This is a genomic window from Marinomonas sp. MED121 (genome assembly GCF_000153025.1).
Lineage (GTDB): Bacteria > Pseudomonadota > Gammaproteobacteria > Pseudomonadales > Marinomonadaceae > Marinomonas.
This window is the reverse complement of sequence record NZ_CH672432.1, coordinates 214,434-233,627: the sequence shown is the minus strand read 5'-3', so window position 1 is coordinate 233,627 and position 19,194 is coordinate 214,434. Positions and strand designations below refer to the sequence as shown.

Below are 19,194 nucleotides of genomic sequence, written 5' to 3'. Positions count from 1 at the left end.
AATGCTGCTGTATTTTAAAATCGGTTATAAGGAATAATTGTTAGACCAGTTTTCAAGCTTTGATTGAAACGGTTTAATCAAATTTTCTTCTGCAAACTTACCTTGTATCAAGGCCAACTCGCCTCGCTCTTCTCTGTCATAGCGAATTTGGGTGTAAGAATGATCTTGAGTGTTTAAGTTTGGTTGATAGCAATGTCCTGCCACGGCGTTGGCATTATAAATTTCAGGGCGATAAATTTTCTGAAATGTCTCCATAGTGCTGATGGTGCTGATCAGTTCAAGGTTGGAGTAGTCGTTTAGCAAATCTCCAATAAAATAGAATGCCAGAGGAGCAACACTATGGGGCGGCATAAAGTAGCGAACTCCTAATCCCATTTTTTTAAAATACTGTTCGGTTAGAGAGGTTTGGTTGGGATGATATTCATAGCCTAGTAGCGGGTGTTGGTTTTCTGATCTGTGGTAGGTTTTATTTTCTGAGACACTTAAGCAAATGACAGGTGGTTTTTTAAAGTGCTCTTTATACGTGTTTGAGCGTAAAAAATGCTGAAAAAGTTTGCCGTGTAAATCACCAAAACCCTTTGGCACGCTAAAGTTTTGTCGCGCTTTATTATGCTCAAGTAAGAGGACACTAAAGTCATAATCTCTAACATAGGAAGAAAAATTGTTGCCAACAATGCCTTCTATACGTGCCTTAGTTTGGTGGTCAAGAATGTTTGTTTTTAAGAACTCAATGGTTGGAAAAACCTTGTCACCGCCATCGATATTCATATCAACGGAAATGATTTCAAGTTCGATGGCGTAGCGGTTGCCCTTTGGGTTGTCCCAATAGGCCAAGGCATTAAACCGATTGTTGATCATGCGTAAGGCGCTACGTAAATTTTGTTGTCGATTTTCTCCTCTGGCTAAATTGGCAAAGTTAGTTGAAAGGCGGGTGTTGTCACCAGGGTGATAATTTTCATCTAAACAAATTGTTTTTATATCAAAGGTGAAGTCGCTGTTGGTGTTCATCTGGTATCTAACTCTCAATTGCTAAAGGCTGAATGACATTTATAAATCCTTTAAATAATGAAAAATATCGATTTTATTTCATAGATTGATGATTTTTGCTCATATATTGTTTTTCAAAGGACATGTTCATATTTGTTTTAGGTTTTTCAAAATTTGAGTTAAATCTTTCTTTTTAGTGTCTGATGTCTTAAATCAAATTGTCCAAATGATGGGAAGATTGGCTGTTTAGTGGCATAAGTCGGAGGCAGTATTTAGTCGACGCTTTTGATGTAAGTTAAGTTTGATTTAATAGGGTTAAAATAATGTGAGATGAATAGCAGGCTTTTGTTGTAAATGAGTGTCATTAAATTAATGGTTTGCTATGATTGAAACTGTATATTATTGATTTATTTGGATTAGTTTAATGGAGTCACTAAGTAATCAGCTAGTAATTGATCTGCTAGAAAATAAACGTTACGGGGTTGAGTATCAGCCAATAGTTTGTGTCTCAAGTGGCGATGTATTTGCTTATGAGGCCCTTTCTCGATTTTATACTGCCAGTGGCGAATCAATTCGACCAGACCTTGTATATGCTTCATTACATCACAATTTGTTAAGTTTGTATCAAGTCGAATATGAACAGAAAAAAATCCAACTAGAGAATGCGCCAGATAACATAAAGATCTTTGTCAATTTGGACCAAGATGCATTTTTTGCCAGTGGTGTCACAGGGATTGAAAACCCTTTTGTTCAGCTTATCCGATCTCATAAAAAGAATGAAATCATGGTGGAACTGATTGAAAACTCCGAACTCAATGATGCATTAATGAGTTTATCCATGATTGAAACCTTGGCTGCTTATAATATAGGTACTGCAATCGATGACTTGTGTAATCCTAAATCCATGATTTCTGTTTCTGTGATGCAACTAGTGGATGTGATTAAGCTTGATAAGCATGTGGTTAAAAAAGCCAGTGATGATCACTTTATGCGCTTTACCAGAAAGATGATTGAGTTTGGTAAAGAGACAGGTAAGAAAATCGTGTTGGAAGGGGTGGAAAGTGAGCAAGACCTTGTTTTTGCAAAAGAGCTTGGGGTCGACTATGTTCAAGGCTATTTATACAAATCTGAATTTATTCAGCGCCCCTGACTAAAAAACGATCAAAAACGCAAAAATATAATGTGAATGAGGCTTGCTTTTGCTTAAACGCAAAGATTAGCCAAACCATTGATTCTAAAGCTATTGATAAATCCCTATCCCTGTAAGATACTTGGGGTACTTTTGATTAGTAGTTTGGTGAAATAAGGGAAGCTTATGCTCAAAAAGACGCTCGTTAGTATCGCTGTTGCAAGCACACTATCCATTACGTCCGCACATGCTCTTGAACTTGGTGAATTAACCGCCATTTCTAAGGCAAATGAGCCTTTTAAAGCTGAGATTCAATTATTAGATGTAGATAACCTGACGCCAGGTGATGTCAGAATTCGCTTAGGCAGTGAAAGTGAATTTCGCCAAGCTGAAATCGTACCTAATCGCATATTATCCCGCCTTAGATTTCAAGTTAGACAACCCAGTAATGGCAAGCTAATTGTTGATGTTGTTAGTCAAAGTAAATTAGAAGTTGATAATTTAGACTTTGTGCTATCTGCAAGATGGCCAAGTGGCAAAGTGGTTCGCGGTTATAAAGTGCCACTGAAAGAATCTGTTTTAGTTGAAAGCGCAGGCAATGAGGTTGTTCAATCAAGTAAGGTGGCAAATGCGGCCAATAATACTGTCAATAGAACGACCTTTGTTGATGCTAGAAGCTTACTTGAATCCATGCCAACTAGCGGCACTTATCGTACCTCTCAAGGTAATACTCTTTGGTCTTTAGCTGATAAAACAAACCAAAGCGCCCAATTAACGGTTTATCAAACCATGATGGCGATCCAAGCATTGAACGAAGATGCTTTTTACGCAAATAACATCAACTTAATGAAAGAAGGTGCCATTCTAAGGTTGCCAACCAAAGAACAAATCGCTTTATTTAATAAAGCCATGTCTAAGCAGGAATTTGATAAACAAAATCAAGCTTGGATGGACTTAAAGCGCAATGGTCGTATTGCTAAAGAGATTGAGTCTGCTCAATTAAATACGCAAGCCGATTCTAAACCTGCCAGTAAAGTGCGTGCAATCTCTGAAGATACACTATCCTTGATTACCGGTGCGAGCGTATTACCAGAAAACGCATCAAGCTCAAATGAGGGTAACTCTCAAAAAGTGGCTCAATTAGAGCAAGAGCTGTCTGCCACTAAAGAAAATTTAGACAAAGAAACCCGTGAGAAAGCAGAGTTAGGTCAAAAATTAGATGACTTAAATTCTCAGCTGGCAACCCTTGAAGAGTTGATTAGCCTTAAAGACGCTCAATTAGCCGAGTTGCAGCAACAATTTATGTCTGCTCAAAATGCATTACAAGAACAGAAAAATACGGTTGATCAATTGTTAGAAGCGGATCAACTACGTCGTGAAAAAGAGATGATTGAAGAGCAGTCTTTTATTAATCAATTCTTTGGTAATCCCATTTTTGTCTCAATTGCCTCAGTCTTCTTACTCCTAATTGGTGTCTTGGTTGGCTTCTTGATTAAGCGATCTAGCAAAAAGAAGGATGAAGGCGACGAGTTAAGTGAATTTGATTTAGCCAGTGAATCTATTGCACCCGTCGCCGCTGTAGCTGTTGCTGCAGATGCTAAAGCCGAAAGTGAGCTTACTCAGGAAAAAGAAGAGGATGACGATGATCCCTTCTCTTTTGATTTTGATGGGGCGGTTGGTGAAGACACAGTTGAAGATGAGATAGATACTGATCTTGATACCGATATTTCAGATGACCCATTTGCTGATGACCTTGATGATAATGACATTGAAGATCAAGCCTTTGGTGATGATATTGAAGAGACAAACCTTGAAGATCAAGCCTTTGGTGATGATGCCTTTGCTGATGATTTAGAGTTAGATCTTGATGATGCAGAAGAAGGTGTGACAGAAGAAGACTTTGGTTTTGACCTAGATGATGCTGATGATCTTGAAGTGGTTGATGAAGATGAAATTCCTACGATCGAACCTGAGCCAGAGATTGAGGATGAATTTGAAGAGTCACTTGATGAGCCTGTCTCTGATGCTGCGGATGATATTCTAGATGAATTAGATGATGAGGACTCTGAAGAAGCCGACTTTGTTAATAATTTATTAAACGATACTGAAGATCAAGATGATGTTGATGAGACTGCGATTTTTGATGAAGATCCAAATGAAAGTTTGGCAAATAGTATCGAAGAGTCGTTAACAGAAGCACAAGCAGAAGAGGATGATTTAGAGGTTCCTTCATTCACTGAAGAAGATGCCATTGAAGATGATGAAGCCAGTGACGAAGAAGAAGAGTTCGACTTCTTTGATGCCAGTGGTGATGAAATGGCAACGAAATTAGATTTAGCCAGAGCTTATATGGATATGGGTGACGAAGAAGGTGCAAGAGTTATCCTTGAAGACGTATTAACGTCAGGAAACGAAACTCAGGTTTCAGAAGCACAGAGTATGATTGATCGGATGTCACCAAGTGAGTAAAAAGAAAGTCGCGTTAGTTGTTGAATATAAAGGATCAGAATACAAGGGATGGCAAGCACAGAAATATGATGTCCCAACTGTACAAAAGTGTTTAGAAGAGGCGTTATCAAAAATCGCTGCACATACCATAAAAGTGGTATGTGCAGGTAGAACCGACGCCAGTGTTCATGCCAGTGCTCAGGTGGTTCATTTCGAGACGGATGTTGAGCGTAGCGAAAGAGCTTGGACGCTGGGGGTAAACTCAAACCTACCTAAAGACATTGCCGTTGTTGCAGCGGCGAATATGCATCCCAGTTTTCATGCCCGTTTTAGTGCCGTTAGTCGACGTTATCGTTATGTGATTTATTCTCATCCTTTGCGTCCTGCTATTATGTCCAAAGAAGTGACTTGGACACATAAAAAGCTCGATATTCTAAAAATGCAGCAAGCAGCGAAAGTCTTTGTTGGTAAGCACGATTTTAGTTCATTTAGAGCGGTTGGCTGTCAAGCTCACACACCTGTAAGAACCATTTTGAACTTTGAAATTTACCAGTCTGGTCAATATATCGTGCTAGATATCAGAGCCAATGCTTTCTTACATCATATGATACGTAACTTTGCCGGTGTTTTAATGACTATTGGTGCAGGGGAAGAAGAGGTATCATGGGCCAGTAAAGTTTTGGCGGCTAAGGATAGAACTAAAGGTGGAATAACAGGTCCTCCAGAAGGGCTTTATTTTGTTGATGCAGAATATCCGCCAGAGTTTAAAGTGCCAAAAGTGGCGTTAGGACCACATTTTTTACCTCATTTTGAAGAGCCAAGCTATGAATTGCCGCGTTAAAATCTGTGGAATTACAAATTTAGAAGATGCCTTGCATGCATGTGAGCAAGGTGCTGATGCCTTGGGTTTTGTCTTTTATGATAAATCTCCCCGTTATATCTCACCTGAAAAAGCAAATGAGATAGTGAACTGCTTGCCACCATTTGTTACCCCTGTTGCTTTATTCGTCAATGCTGATCAGAGCCTTGTATCCTCTGTGATTAATCATAGTCCGCGTTGGCTTATTCAGTTTCATGGGGATGAAAGCAATGAAACTTGTCGACAATATCAGCGTAGTTTCCTTAAGGCGCTAAGGGTTAAGCCTGATGCCAATATTGAACAAGAGATAACAAAATTTCCTGATGCTAGTGCCATCTTACTTGATGCTTATAAAGCTGGCGTGCCTGGTGGTACGGGAGAGCGTTTTAACTGGGATTTGGTGCCAACTAAGGCAAGCAAGCCCATTATTTTAGCTGGCGGATTAACGGTGAGTAATATCCGTGAAGCAGTAGAACAAGTACAACCTTATGCTGTCGACGTCAGTGGGGGCGTTGAGTTATCAAAAGGCATTAAGGATCATAATAAAGTACAACAATTTATAAGTGGAGCTAAACGTGGACAATAAAATACCGGATAACCTACCAGATCAAAATGGCCGTTTTGGCCAGTATGGTGGTGTTTTTGTATCTGAAACTCTCATGGCGGCATTAGAAGACTTAACTGCGCTTTATGAGACCATGTCTAAAGATGCTGATTTTCAAGCCGCATTTGATAAAGATTTAGCGCATTATGTGGGTCGTCCATCGCCACTGTATTTTGCACAAAGGCTGACTGAAAAAGCAGGCGGTGCAAAAATTTATTTAAAGCGAGAAGACCTAAACCATACAGGTGCCCATAAAATTAATAACACCATAGGTCAGGCGTTATTGGCAAAACATATGGGTAAGCCAAATATCATTGCTGAAACAGGTGCCGGTCAACATGGTGTGGCCTCAGCAACTGTTGCTGCGCGATTGGGCTTAAATTGCAAAGTATTCATGGGCGCAGAAGATATCAAGCGACAATCTTTGAATGTTTATCGTATGAAGCTACTCGGTGCTGAAGTGGTTCCTGTTGATTCAGGTACACAAACATTAAAAGATGCCTTAAACGAAGCTATGCGTCATTGGGTTAGTCATGTTGATGATACCTTCTACATTATTGGTACTGCCGCAGGTCCGCACCCATACCCTAAATTGGTGAGGGATTTTCAAGCCGTGATTGGACGTGAAACGAAAGAGCAATGTATGGCACAAGAAGGTCGATTGCCTGATGCTGTTGTTGCTTGTGTTGGTGGTGGGTCAAACGCAATTGGTATGTTCCATCCCTTTATTCAAGATAAATCAGTAGCTATGTATGGTGTTGAGGCAGGCGGTAATGGTGTTGAAACAGGGGAGCATGCTGCACCATTGACAGCAGGGCGTCCTGGTGTGCTTCACGGTAACCGTACTTATATAATGGCAGATGAAGATGGCCAAATAAGTGGCACTCATTCTATTTCAGCGGGCTTGGATTATCCTGGTGTTGGGCCTGAGCATGCTTGGTTAAAAGACATAGGTCGTGCAAATTATGTGGCGATCAATGATGACGAAGCGATGGATGGTTTCCGTGATCTAACGCGTCTAGAAGGAATTATGCCAGCATTAGAATCAAGTCATGCAGTGGCATATGGAATGAAATTAGCGGCAACAATGGATAAAGATCAAATTGTTGTGGTGAATTTATCAGGTCGTGGTGATAAAGATATTTTAACTGTTGCTGAGCTTGATGGGGTTGAGGTGTAAAATGAGTCGTATTAAAACATGTTTTGCCGAACTTAAAGCGGCCAATAAAAAAGCCTTAATTCCATTCGTTGAAGCGGGTGACCCAAGCCCAAACCATACGGTTGATATTATGCATGGTTTGGTTGAGTCAGGCGCTAGCATCATAGAGTTAGGAATGGCTTTTTCTGACCCCATGGCTGACGGTCCCGTTATTCAATTAGCCTGTGAGCGAGCACTTGCTGCAGGCATTAGCGTGCCTAAAGTATTAGACATAGTGGCCGAATTTAGAAGCAAAGATAATTCAACACCTGTTGTTTTAATGGGCTATTTAAACCCGATTGAGTTCTTTGGCTACGAAAAATTTGCAAAAGCAGCACAAGAAGCAGGTGTTGACGGCATTTTATTGGTCGATCTGACTCCAGAAGAGGCGACAGATGTAGTAGAATGCTTCTCGCAGAATAATATTGATTTAATTTATTTATTGGCACCGACAACAACAAAAAGCAGAGCTAAAAAAATCTGCGAACAAGCGTCGGGCTATGTGTATTACGTGTCAGTGAAGGGGGTTACTGGTTCTGCAGCGCTAGATGTAGACAGTGTTCGCTCACATGTTGATAGTTTAAGAGAAATTACTGACTTACCTATTGGTGTCGGTTTTGGTATTCGTGATGCCCAAACAGCAAAAGCCGTTAGCCAATGTGCTGACGGTGTTATCGTAGGGAGTGTCTTGGTGAATGCAATTGCAGATAATCAAACACAAACTAACGAAGTTGTGGTAAAGGCACTTGCTGATATCTTAGCGCCTATGCGTCAAAGCATGGACAAAATATAAGTCAGTATCAAAAGACAGAATTGGAGTTTAAATGAGTAGTTGGCTAGATAAATTTGTTCCTTCAAACTTTAGAAGTGAAGCAAAATCTCGTAGTTCAGTGCCTGAAGGTCTTTGGAAAAAATGTCCAAAATGTGAAAATGTTTTGTACCGTCCAGAGCTTGAAAAGAATTTAGATGTTTGCCCTAAGTGTGATCATCATATGCGAGTCAGTGCTCGTCGTCGTCTCGACCTGTTTTTAGATCAAGAGGGCCGCTTTGAAATTGCTGCTCAACTAGAGCCAGAAGATAAGCTTAAGTTTAAGGACTCAAAGCGTTATAAAGATCGTTTGGTTGCTGCTCAAAAAAATACGGGTGAAAAAGATTCGCTTGTTGCAATGGAAGGTACCTTAAATGGTATGCCTGTTGTGGCGGTTGCCTTTGAATTTAGCTTCCTTGGTGGTTCAATGGGGTCAATTGTAGGAGAGCGTTTTATTCAAGCGGTTAATGTTTGTCTTGAAAAGCGTATCCCTTTAATTTGCTTTTCTGCCAGTGGTGGCGCCCGTATGCAAGAAGCGCTAATTTCGCTTATGCAAATGGCAAAAACAAGTGCTGGCCTTGAGCGCATGAAGCAACAAGGTATTCCTTATATTTCTGCTATGACTGATCCTGTATTTGGTGGTGTTTCTGCTTCTCTTGCCATGTTGGGTGATTTAAATGTGGCAGAGCCAAATGCTTTGATTGGTTTTGCTGGCCCTCGTGTTATCGAACAAACAGTACGTGAAAAACTGCCTGAAGGTTTTCAGCGTAGTGAGTTTTTGTTAGATAAAGGTGCGTTGGATATGATTATCAAACGTCATGATTTACGCGATCGTTTGTATAACATCTTGTCTATTCTCACGAATAAGGCTGCTTAATTTAATGCCCGCTAAAACCCTTCCTGATTGGCTTTCTTATATAGAAAGCCAACACCCAAACAATATTGAACTTGGTTTAGATCGTTGCTCTGCTGTTTTGGCAAAGCTCGATTATCAACGCCCAAGTGAAAAAATCTTCACGATTTCTGGCACTAATGGCAAAGGTTCAACCTGTGCTTTTTTGACGCATTTTTTGGGCCAGAAAAAGTACTCAGTAGGTACCTTTACTTCGCCGCATTTTGTTCGTTTTAACGAGCGTATAGCGATTAACGGTGAACCCGTTTCTGATGAGATTATTTGTCAAGCATTTGAGCATATTGAAGCGATTCGTGGCGATATTGAGCTGACTTACTTTGAGTTCAATACCTTGGCTGCGATTCATATCTTCTCCAATGCAGAGTTACACTATTGGGTATTAGAAGTGGGTCTTGGTGGGCGTTTAGATTCTGTCAATATGATTGATGCCGATGTAGCTGCTGTAACATCAATCTCACTTGATCATGTTGATTGGCTTGGCGACTCCCTTGACATCATTGCACAGGAAAAAGCAGGTATCGCCCGATCTGGGAAACTTCTCATTAGTGGAGTCAATAATCCACCTGCAAGCCTTAGAGCTACCTCATCTCGTATCGGCGCTCTGCTGAAGCAAAAGGGAGAAGATTTTAGTTTTACGCAAGTGGATGATACTTGGTCTTGGCAAGGCAATGGTCAATCGCTTTCAGGTTTAAGCGTGCCAAGTTTGCCGATAGAAAATGCGGCTACTGTCTTGGCGTTGTTAAGCTATAGTGGTTTCGAATTAGACTTTAATACCATTAATTTGCTTATGCAAAATGCAAGTTTGACAGGGCGCTATCAAACATTGATGACTTCACCTAAGGTGGTACTAGATGTGGCTCATAACCCTGAAGCTGCGTTGGAACTAAAACGCAAATTAGCAGAGTCAGGTCAAAGCGCTATTGCTGTTTGTGGTATGTTGCATGATAAAGACATTGAAAGCGTTTTAACCATTCTTAAAAATGAGTTTCAAGGCTGGTATCTTGCTGACCTACCTGGTCCACGCGGTGCAAGCGCTTTATCGTTATCGGCACACCTAGACGAGGTTAACTTGTTTGAAAATGTCACAAGTGCCTTTGATGCTGCTGTTAGCAGGGCTAAAGATGAGGGCGCTTTGGTTATTGTATTTGGCTCTTTTGTGACCGTTGCTGATTGTATTAGTCATCATCAACAAAATTACTGAGTTTATTCGCATAATGATAATGCAGGTTTTTTAAATGCTTGATAAGACTTCAACACACAGACTCATTGGTGCTGGCATTATGCTAGTGGTAGCTGCAGCACTATTACCTGTTATTTTGGATGGTGAAAGACCGCCAGAGTTAGATGTGGATATTAAGGTGTCTAAAGCACCGGTTATACCTGAAGTCGTGATTAAATCTGTTGAGCCTTTACCCATTGTTGAAAAACAAGTGGAATATAACAAGCAAAATGAAACTAATATAACCGCTGCCCAAGATGCAAAAGTGGTTGCACCAGCTAAGGCTGAGTCTAAACCAGTTGTCAAAAAAATAGCTGTTGTAAAAGACGAAGTCAAAAAGCCTGTCGTTGTTAAAAAGCTAGAAAAAACGAGTTCAAAAACACGTTGGACACTGCAAATAGCCAGCTTTAAAAGCCGTGAAAATGCCAATAATCTGGTTAAAAAATTGCAAGCGGCTAACTATCCCGCTTATACCGTCACGACCAAAAGCTTATTTAAGGTTTTTGTAGGGCCTGAAATAAAGCGTGCAAGATCTGAGTCTTTGAAACAAGAGATTAAGAAGAAGTTTTCTCTTGAAGGTTTTGTTGTAAAATATTCGGCAAATTAGTTTCATTTATCGCTTTTTACCTTGGCATTTAAACGGCTTCTGGTAAACTTCACTGCGAATTAGATGAGGCAAATATGGATCAAATTAGTTCTATCGCAACCTTAGATTGGGTTGTTTTCGCAGTCATTACTCTATCTACCTTATTAAGCTTAAAACGCGGATTTATTAAAGAAGTTCTGTCTTTAATTACTTGGGTATTAGCCTTTGTTATTGCCGTTAAATTCTCTTCCCCTATGCAAAGCCTTATTGTTGATCAGGTCCAAAATGATCAAATACGCTATATCGTGGCTTTTGCTTCTCTTTTTGTTGCCAGTTTGTGTATTGGCGCCTTAGTCAATTTTTTACTTGGCTCTTTAATAAAAATAACTGGCCTATCCAGTACGGACAGAGTGCTAGGTATGTTATTTGGTTTTGCAAGAGGTACACTTATTCTAGTGGCCTTTGTTTCTTTGTTAAGTTTAAGCCCAGTTGTAACAGAAACGGGCTTTTGGAAAGAATCTAAGTTAGTACCTAAGTTGGTCGTACTTAAAGATTGGGCGCGTGATGTGTTAGGCAAGAGTTCGGATTTAATTGATCCTTCTCTCATAGATCGCGCTCTAGGCAGTTAGAGAAACTTGTTCAATAGATGACAGACTGATTGTGATTTATTGAATCCAATCAGATTAGCATTAAAAACAGTTTCTTGAGTTTTTGGTGATTATCACCACCCCAAACACGAGGAAATAAGCATGTGCGGTATAGTTGGTATCGTGGGCACTTCACTGGTTAACCAGGCAATTTATGATGCGTTAACCTTACTACAGCATCGTGGTCAAGATGCTGCGGGCATGGTAACAAGCCACAATGGTAAACTTTGCTTACGCAAAGATAATGGTTCTGTTAGCGAAGTTTTTAGAACTCGCCACATGAAAAAGCTATTAGGTAATATTGGTATCGGGCACGCACGTTATCCTACTGCGGGTACTTCAAGTTCAGCTGAAGCTCAGCCTTTCTATGTAAACTCTCCTTATGGTATTTCAGTTGCTCATAATGGCAATTTGACTAACACCAAGCAATTGGGACAAGAAGTATTTGAATCAGACCTTCGTCATATCAATACGTCATCAGATTCTGAAGTGCTATTGAATGTTTTGGCCCATGAGCTTCATCAAGAAGGTCAATTAATACCGAATCCTGATGATATCTTTAATGCGGTTGAACGTGTTTACAGCCGTATTGAAGGTGGTTATGCCGTTGTTGCCTTAATTACAGGGTATGGCATATTAGCTTTTCGTGATCCGGATGGTATTCGCCCATTGATTTATGGTTCGCGTATTACAGAAGCTGGTGATACTGAGTACATGATTGCATCCGAAAGTGTTGCTTTAGATGCGGCAGGCTTTAAAATCGAGCGCGATATTAAGCCTGGCGAAGCCATCTTCATGGACCTTAAGCAGCAAGTGCATTTTAGGCAGTGCACCCCTGAAAAAGTTTCGCGACCATGTTTGTTTGAATATGTGTATTTTGCTCGTCCAGATACCGTGATAGACAATATTTCTGTCTATAAAGCGCGTATTAATATGGGTGAAAAACTGGCGAAAAAGATTGCAGTTGAATGGGCAGATTTAGATATTGATGTGGTTATTCCCATCCCTGATACCAGTCGTACTGCCGCACTTCAAATAGCACAAGAAATTGGGGTTCCTTTTCGAGAAGGGTTAGTTAAAAATCGCTATATTGGTCGAACTTTCATCATGCCAGGCCAAGAAGTGAGACGAAAATCTGTTCGTCAAAAACTTAACCCAGTGCCATTTGAGTTTAAAGATAAAGCAGTATTATTGGTGGATGACTCTATTGTACGAGGCACGACCAGTAAAGAAATTATTGAAATGGCCCGTGACGCTGGTGCAAAGAAGGTTTATATCGCGTCTGCAGCGCCAGAGGTTCGTTATCCAAATGTTTATGGTATTGATATGCCTGCGGCTGAAGAGTTAATTGCCCATAACCGTGATGTTGCTGAAATTTGTAAATTGATTGGCGCTGACGGTCTTATCTTTCAAGATTTAAGCGACCTTATCGATGCTTGTATTGATGAAAAGCACTCTGATGTGCGTGAATTTGATACCTCAGTATTTGATGGTAATTATATTACTGGCAATATAGATGAGAGCTATTTAAACGGGCTTGAAGCCTCAAGAAAAGATACGCAAAAGCAAGATTCTCAGCCACAATCAAATGACATGATGCGCCCATTCTAGTAACCTCTAATGATAAGAGGGCTGTTCGTTAACCCTCTTATTTACCTCGTTTTTTATGATTGTATAGAGATGAAAGTCTCTGATTCGTGTTAGGAAAATATTATGTCGGAATATAAAGACGCTACCCAAGCAATTCATGCAGGTATCCAACAAACTAATGAGCAGGAAAATAGCGAAGCCATTTTTATGACGTCGAGTTTTGCTTATTCAAGTGCTGAAGAAGCGGCGGCAATGTTTGGTGGTGAAATGGATGGCAATGTATATTCCCGATTTACTAACCCGACAGTGGCATTGTTTGAAAAAAGGTTAGCGGCGCTTGAGAAAGGCGAGGCAGCGATTGCCACTAGTTCAGGAATGGCTGCGTTAATGACGCTTGCTTACACCTTATTAAAATCAGGTGATAGAGTCGTTTGCTCACGTAACATCTTTGGTTCGTCTATTAAGTTTTTTGATACCTATACCACAAAATTTGGTATTGACGTTGTCTATGTAGATGCCACAGATTATGCGGGATGGGAGTCTTTAGTCGATGATAAAACTCGCCTTTGTTATTTTGAAACGCCCTCTAATCCTTTGTATGAGGTTGTTGATGTGCAAAGGGTAGCAGATATTTGTCATGCTAAGAGTGCACTACTTTGTGTTGATACCGTTGTTGCAACACCTGCTTTACAAAACCCACTGACACAAGGTGCTGATATTGTGATGCAATCAGCAACTAAATTTATTGATGGGCAGGGGCGCTGTTTAGGCGGTGCCTTGATTGCTAATCAAGCGCTCATTGACGAGTTTACAGGCTTTATGAGAAGTGCAGGACCTGCAATGAGTCCATTTAATGCTTGGAATCTTGTGAACTCTTTAGAAACGCTTGCTTTGCGCATGCAGGCTCATTCAGCTAATGCGATGAAATTAGCTCAGTGGTTAGAGTCACATCCTAAGGTGGCTAAAGTGAATTATGGTGGTTTAAAAAGTCATAAATATCATGAGCTAGCTAAACGTCAGCAGAAAGATTTTGGAGGCTTACTCTCTTTTGTTGTTGAAGGGGGGAGGGAAGCTGCATGGAAAGTGATTAATGGTACTAAATTGATGTCCATCACAGGTAATCTAGGTGATACAAAAACCTTGGTAACTCATCCTGCTACGACGACTCATGGTAGGTTATCGGCTGAGCAAAAGGAAAAGGCCGGTATTGCTGAGGGCTTAGTAAGGGTTTCTGTTGGTCTTGAAGATATTGAAGATATTATCAATGATTTGAAAACAGGTCTTGATACGTTATAACTTGGTATTGAGGTATAAAAAAACGACCATTGGGTCGTTTTTTTATGTCTTATATATCGCCTATGACTTTAAATTAGACTATTTCGGTTCAAGATCATCGTCATCTTGAGCGAGAAACTCGGCTTCTTTTTCTGCTCGCCTTTTTTCGGCTTCTTTTTTAAGTTCTATTTTTTGAACTTGAAGCACAAATTTCTCAATAAATTCCTGCACTTTTTCTTGGGTTTTGGTGAATTGCCAGCTGGTTGATTCTGGTCTTGCATAAACCATTTTACCTATCAAGGCGCCAACTTTTTTGCCCTTGTAAGTGACGACAAATTTTACCAAGGTATCCAGCTCATATTGAGGTGTATCCGCGAGAGAGCAGCCTGTAAAGCTTAGATCGGTACAATTAAACCGTGTTTCACTGTCTATGTGGAACACAAGTGGGTATCCGTGAGTGTCGACCCTAACGGCATTACGCTTATTTGAGGACTCGTAAGTAAATCCAATTTCTTCAACATTTTCCATTGGTTTAGTCGCTTAATTTTTCTCTAGTACAAATTCAACGCGTCTATTTAACGCTCGATTATTTTCGTTATTATTAGGTGCAATAGGCACACTGTCAGCATAGCCTGTTGCTGTCATTCGTTGTGCACCTATCCCTTCTTCTAAAAAGTATCTTAGTACAGTGGTTGCACGAATCGCTGATAACTCCCAGTTACTTGGGAACTTAACCGTTCGAATGGGAATATTATCCGTATGACCTTTTATGTTGATGGAGAACTCAAAATAAAACTTAAACATTTTTATCAGTTCTTCAAAAATATAATCAGACTGCCAAGACAATTCCGATTCACCCGATTCAAATAAGGTTTGCCCATCTACTGTAATGATAAGCTGATCACCGTTTTGTAGTACTGTTACAACGTTGCTTAATTGCGTTATTTCTATTTGTTCACTAACAACCTCAGCCATGGCTTTTATTTCTTCGAGCTTCTCCGCTTCAAGCGCTTCAGCCGCACTGGCAGTATCAGTTGTTGGTACTAATAAATCTTTATCAATACCCACTTCTTGTCTTTCAGGCATGATGACTTTTTCACCACCATCTGAATATTTATCTGGCTGTTGTGAGACGTTGGCGCCTTTACTGCTCATGGCAATTTGAATGGATGAAAGGGCGGATTCTAAAGTGGATTTTGAAACTTTAGACATGCTAAAAAGCAGAATAAAAAAGACCAACAAAAGTGACATAAGATCGGCATAGGTGAATATCCAATCGACAGGTTCATCGTTTTCAAATAACGGATCATCATTCATCAGCGTCTACCTGCTGGCTTTTCGTCACCCTTATCACTTGCTGTTGGAAGTTTTCTTTGTTTAGCTGGAATATAAGAGGATAACCTCTCATACACGGCTAAATAGTTATTACTCCCCATCAGGCTCACGGTACCATCACGAATAATTTCAAGGGTCTGAATTTCAAGTATAGTCCTTGCTTTGAGTTTACCTGCAATAGGTAAAAAGATAACGGTCGCCATTAAGGAACCATAAAAGGTCGTTAATAGAGCAACCGCCATGGCAGGGCCAATGGCTTCAGGGTCATCAAGCTTGGATAGCATTTGAATCAAACCTACTAAGGTACCCAGCATACCAAAGGCAGGGGCATAGGATCCCATTTTTTTAAATACATCTTGTACCACATAGTGACGCATTTTCAGTGAATCAATATCCGCTTGTAATGTTTTACGAATGTAATCTTCATCATTGGCATCCGCTGCCATATTGAGCGCACGCTTTAGAAAGGGAGAGTCGGCTTCAACGCGACTAAGGGCGATTAAACCTTCTCGGCGAGCCAGTTTAGTGATTTGAAGCATGGTGGCTATCATCACCTGTGGGTTTTGTTTATCTTGCGCAAAAATAATAAACCCGGCTTTAAAGGCGGCTAATGTGTCTCGAATTTGAAAGGTCACTAAGGTGGCGGCTAATGTGCCACCTATTACAATCATGATTCCGGGCACATTGAGGAATATTGTAAAGTCACTACTTCCAAGCATAATTGCATATATGATTAAGCCAAAGCCGGAAATAATGCCAATAAGTGAAGTGAAATCCATCTGCCGCGTTACCTTAATAAAATCAAAACGTTAATAATTTAACCTATGTTTTTTAAAAATACACCAAGCGTTAATAAAAGAGTACGAAACTCGTGATTTTTCGCTAAATTCTTATTTCCTATGGGAATAAAAAAGGTCTCATTAACACAATGTAGCAAAATGTAATTTTAAGTCAGTGTAACAGGGTTATTGTTAAGATCAAAATTGGGCTAAGCCCCCAAATCTTGAATAAAATGAGTCACCTATTGGAGGGAGTTTGCCATTTTCATTTTCTAGATGCTGGTTCAGCCAAAGATCTGCATTTGAGAATAAGGCTTGATACAAACTACGGCACAAATGCTTTGCTTGATATCCTTCCCATTCTTCAGGTAGTAACGGGTCTGGTAACTGTGGGTCCTTTAAAACAATTTTGCGATATTCATGAATCAATAGAGTACGCGCTAAATGGCATTCTTCATCGGATAAATCCATCAAATGCTTGCTTGCTAAATATAGGGGTTCAAATGCTTGGATGAAATCATGGTATTTAGCACCAAGTTGATCTAGGTTCCAGCTTTCTTTAACCTGTTGGTAAAGGGCTTGTGGGCTTTTTTCAGATAATGATTCTGTTTGTAAAACAATGATGTCTTGATGACAGTGCCAATCTTTGAGTAAAGGTAAAAGGTCTAAGCGTTTAATTCTAGGGTGAAGCATGACATCGTTACCAAGAGAGCCAAAACTTAGCCAATGTAGCTCCTCTTTAACCTGTTTTTTCTTTTCAGCATCAAGTTGATTTAAAAAAACCAGACACCAGCTACCTTGCCAATAGGGTGTCGTCATTTGGTAAACATGCTCAAAAGCAGCATGAAAACGCTTAGCACCTGACTGTGTTAAGCCGTAATAGCTTCGTCTGCCTTGTTTATCTGCTTGAAGCCAATTCTCATTAACAAGACGATAGACTGAGGTACGTACTAACCTTTCATTAATCCCAAAGGGTTCTACTAATTTAAATAAACTGCCTAGCCAAACATTGTCTGCCCTATGAGTAATTGCATCTCCAAATAGACTGATGATTAAGGAGCCCGCCCTTAAAGGTCGCTGTTCCTTAAAGTTTTCTATTAGAATATTTAACTCACTCTTTGCTGACATAGTCGACAGTTCCAGGCTATTTAATTGGGTATTTTAATGTTAGTTGATTATATCGCTTAGTCATTCATTTTAGCTAATTAAAACATATGCTTAGCCTGCAATTAAGTATCGTTTTTGGGGCTTAATGTTTTGTTCGAAATAAAATCATCCATACGCTTTCGATTGGGTTCTGCCTCTCTTAATGGTGAACATTCTTCTAGACTGGCATGACAGCGACGACTGAGGTTTTGATATTCTTGGGTACCATCATACTTCCATAATATTTCTTTTTTTGAAAGTTTACGTATCACTTTTGCAGGTGAACCGAGAATAAGAGTTTCTTGTTCGCATTCAAAGTTAGCCTTCACAATTGCGCCTGCACCCACTAAGCAGCGAGGGGCAATCATGGCATTATCTAAAATGACGGCATTCATACCTATCAAGCTATCCTTACCGACGATACAACCATGCAAAATCGCGCCATGTCCAACGTGACCGTTTTCTTCAATTAAGGTGTCTGATTTTGGAAATCCGTGCACAACGCAATTGTCTTGTACGTTTGAGCCTTGCTCCATGATGATTCTGCCAAAATCCCCACGTAAGGAGGCATTTGGTCCGACATAACAGTCTTGTTTTATTTGTACATCACCAATGAGTACTGCGGTTGGGTGTACAAAGGCTGTTGGATGAACAATGGGACAAATTCCATCTAACTTATAACAGGGCATATAAGATCCTTACAATCTTGATTAATTGATGAGCTGTTTAATAAGGTTAATATGACACATAAATAGAAATAAATACAAATTGACCTGTATCATAAATTAATTATAATCCAGTTAAGTCTTATTTATGAATGTTTAAAAAATGATGCAGTGAATTGCTTATGTCCTCAATAAAGTCAGAACCTGTTTTACTTATTAATAAGCTTAGCAATGGCGTATGTGTGTTAACGCTCAACCGACCAGATCATTTAAATGCTCTGAACAATGCGTTGCTTAGTGCAATTTCAAATCATGTGTCTTTAGCGAATGAGGATGAAGATGTTGCCGTCATTTTAATAACGGGTAATGAAAAAACGTTTGCTGCCGGTGCTGATATCAATGAAATGTCAGCACTCGATATGCAAGGAGTTTTGTTGGATAAAAGGGTTTCTTACTGGCAGCAAATTGCTGCCAGTAAGAAGCCGATTATTGCTGTGGTAAATGGTTATGCTTTTGGTGGTGGATGTGAGCTAGCCATGCATGCAGACATAATAATTGCGGGTGATAATGCAAAATTTGCACAGCCAGAAATAAAGCTAGGCGTTATGCCAGGAGCTGGTGGCACCCAAAGATTATTACATGCGGTTGGTAAATCTATGGCCATGCAAATGGCATTAACAGGGGAGGCGATAGATGCAAAACAGGCATTGAAATCAGGCCTTATAAGCGAAATCTGCTTACCTGAATTAAGCTTGGAAAGAGGTTTAACCTTAGCGAATACAATTGCACAACAAGCCCAACTAGCGGTTGCCATGATTAAAAAAAGCATACAAACAGCACAAGATACCGACTTAAACACAGGTTTGGCTTTTGAGCGCCAATCCTTTTGCTTGCTGGCGGCAACAGAAGACAGAAAAGAAGGTTTAACGGCTTTTAAAGAAAAGCGTCAACCGGAGTTTAAAGGTAGATAAATTGATTTTTGAAATACGACCATTTAAAGAGAAGC

Annotated in this window: 19 protein-coding genes; 13 read left to right on the top strand and 6 right to left on the bottom strand. The window is 40.0% G+C overall.

The window, feature by feature from the left end; translation table 11 throughout:
- Nucleotides 1-24 precede the first annotated feature (24 nt).
- Nucleotides 25-1,008, bottom strand: a complete 984-nt coding sequence (locus tag MED121_RS16300) for a DUF1852 domain-containing protein (protein WP_009834824.1) — start codon at nt 1,006-1,008, stop codon at nt 25-27.
- 403 nt (nt 1,009-1,411) lie between these two features.
- Here MED121_RS16300 and MED121_RS16295 point away from each other — a divergent pair, with 403 nt between their 5' ends.
- From MED121_RS16295 to MED121_RS16240, 12 genes are all read left to right on the top strand, one after another.
- Nucleotides 1,412-2,137 carry an EAL domain-containing protein gene (locus tag MED121_RS16295; RefSeq protein ID WP_009834823.1) on the top strand — a complete coding sequence of 242 codons (726 nt, stop codon included), beginning with the start codon at nt 1,412-1,414 and terminating at the stop codon, nt 2,135-2,137.
- 165 nt (nt 2,138-2,302) lie between these two features.
- Nucleotides 2,303-4,585, top strand: a complete 2,283-nt coding sequence (locus MED121_RS16290; protein WP_009834822.1) for a FimV/HubP family polar landmark protein — start codon at nt 2,303-2,305, stop codon at nt 4,583-4,585.
- Entirely contained in the window at nt 4,578-5,405 is an 828-nt protein-coding gene (truA, locus tag MED121_RS16285; RefSeq protein WP_009834821.1) for a tRNA pseudouridine(38-40) synthase TruA, read from the top strand. Before MED121_RS16290 ends, truA begins: the two co-directional genes overlap by 8 nt.
- A complete protein-coding gene (locus MED121_RS16280) occupies nt 5,389-6,009 on the top strand; it encodes a phosphoribosylanthranilate isomerase (protein WP_009834820.1) in 621 nt (206 codons plus the stop codon). Before truA ends, MED121_RS16280 begins: the two co-directional genes overlap by 17 nt.
- On the top strand, nt 5,999-7,207 hold the full coding sequence (gene trpB, locus MED121_RS16275; RefSeq protein WP_009834819.1) for a tryptophan synthase subunit beta: 1,209 nt from the start codon (nt 5,999-6,001) through the stop codon (nt 7,205-7,207). The genes MED121_RS16280 and trpB overlap by 11 nt, the downstream gene beginning before the upstream one ends.
- A 1-nt stretch (nt 7,208) precedes the next feature.
- On the top strand, nt 7,209-8,018 hold the full coding sequence (gene trpA / locus MED121_RS16270; protein WP_009834818.1) for a tryptophan synthase subunit alpha: 810 nt from the start codon (nt 7,209-7,211) through the stop codon (nt 8,016-8,018).
- Nucleotides 8,019-8,049: 31 nt separating this feature from the next.
- Nucleotides 8,050-8,910 (top strand): acetyl-CoA carboxylase, carboxyltransferase subunit beta, encoded by an 861-nt coding sequence (gene accD / locus MED121_RS16265; RefSeq protein WP_009834817.1) that lies wholly within the window; start codon nt 8,050-8,052, stop codon nt 8,908-8,910.
- A 4-nt stretch (nt 8,911-8,914) separates the two neighbouring features.
- The gene (gene folC, locus MED121_RS16260; protein WP_009834816.1) at nt 8,915-10,147 is read left to right on the top strand and encodes a bifunctional tetrahydrofolate synthase/dihydrofolate synthase; all 1,233 of its coding nucleotides are present in this window, start codon (nt 8,915-8,917) and stop codon (nt 10,145-10,147) included.
- 34 nt (nt 10,148-10,181) lie between these two features.
- Complete coding sequence (locus MED121_RS16255) at nt 10,182-10,772, top strand: SPOR domain-containing protein (protein ID WP_009834815.1); 591 nt, start codon at nt 10,182-10,184, stop codon at nt 10,770-10,772.
- Between the two features lie 74 nt (nt 10,773-10,846).
- Entirely contained in the window at nt 10,847-11,380 is a 534-nt protein-coding gene (locus tag MED121_RS16250; protein WP_009834814.1) for a CvpA family protein, read from the top strand.
- Between the two features lie 120 nt (nt 11,381-11,500).
- Nucleotides 11,501-13,009: an amidophosphoribosyltransferase gene (gene purF / locus MED121_RS16245; RefSeq protein WP_009834813.1), complete on the top strand. Its 1,509-nt coding sequence runs from the start codon at nt 11,501-11,503 to the stop codon at nt 13,007-13,009.
- 102 nt (nt 13,010-13,111) lie between these two features.
- On the top strand, nt 13,112-14,284 hold the full coding sequence (locus MED121_RS16240) for an O-succinylhomoserine sulfhydrylase (RefSeq protein ID WP_009834812.1): 1,173 nt from the start codon (nt 13,112-13,114) through the stop codon (nt 14,282-14,284).
- A 78-nt stretch (nt 14,285-14,362) separates the two neighbouring features.
- On the opposite strand, the gene MED121_RS16235 is transcribed toward MED121_RS16240, so the two are convergent.
- The 5 genes from MED121_RS16235 to MED121_RS16215 form a co-directional block, all read right to left on the bottom strand.
- Nucleotides 14,363-14,791: a PilZ domain-containing protein gene (locus MED121_RS16235; RefSeq protein ID WP_009834811.1), complete on the bottom strand. Its 429-nt coding sequence runs from the start codon at nt 14,789-14,791 to the stop codon at nt 14,363-14,365.
- Nucleotides 14,792-14,803: 12 nt separating this feature from the next.
- Entirely contained in the window at nt 14,804-15,580 is a 777-nt protein-coding gene (locus MED121_RS16230; RefSeq protein WP_009834810.1) for an OmpA family protein, read from the bottom strand.
- Nucleotides 15,580-16,377 (bottom strand): MotA/TolQ/ExbB proton channel family protein, encoded by a 798-nt coding sequence (locus tag MED121_RS16225; protein WP_009834809.1) that lies wholly within the window; start codon nt 16,375-16,377, stop codon nt 15,580-15,582. Before MED121_RS16225 ends, MED121_RS16230 begins: the two co-directional genes overlap by 1 nt.
- Nucleotides 16,378-16,575: 198 nt before the next feature.
- On the bottom strand, nt 16,576-17,505 hold the full coding sequence (gene paaX / locus MED121_RS16220) for a phenylacetic acid degradation operon negative regulatory protein PaaX (protein WP_009834808.1): 930 nt from the start codon (nt 17,503-17,505) through the stop codon (nt 16,576-16,578).
- 101 nt (nt 17,506-17,606) lie between these two features.
- Nucleotides 17,607-18,212, bottom strand: a complete 606-nt coding sequence (locus tag MED121_RS16215; RefSeq protein WP_009834807.1) for a phenylacetic acid degradation protein PaaY — start codon at nt 18,210-18,212, stop codon at nt 17,607-17,609.
- Between the two features lie 158 nt (nt 18,213-18,370).
- Here MED121_RS16215 and MED121_RS16210 point away from each other — a divergent pair, with 158 nt between their 5' ends.
- Nucleotides 18,371-19,159 carry an enoyl-CoA hydratase-related protein gene (locus MED121_RS16210; RefSeq protein ID WP_009834806.1) on the top strand — a complete coding sequence of 263 codons (789 nt, stop codon included), beginning with the start codon at nt 18,371-18,373 and terminating at the stop codon, nt 19,157-19,159.
- Nucleotides 19,160-19,194: the final 35 nt, after the last annotated feature.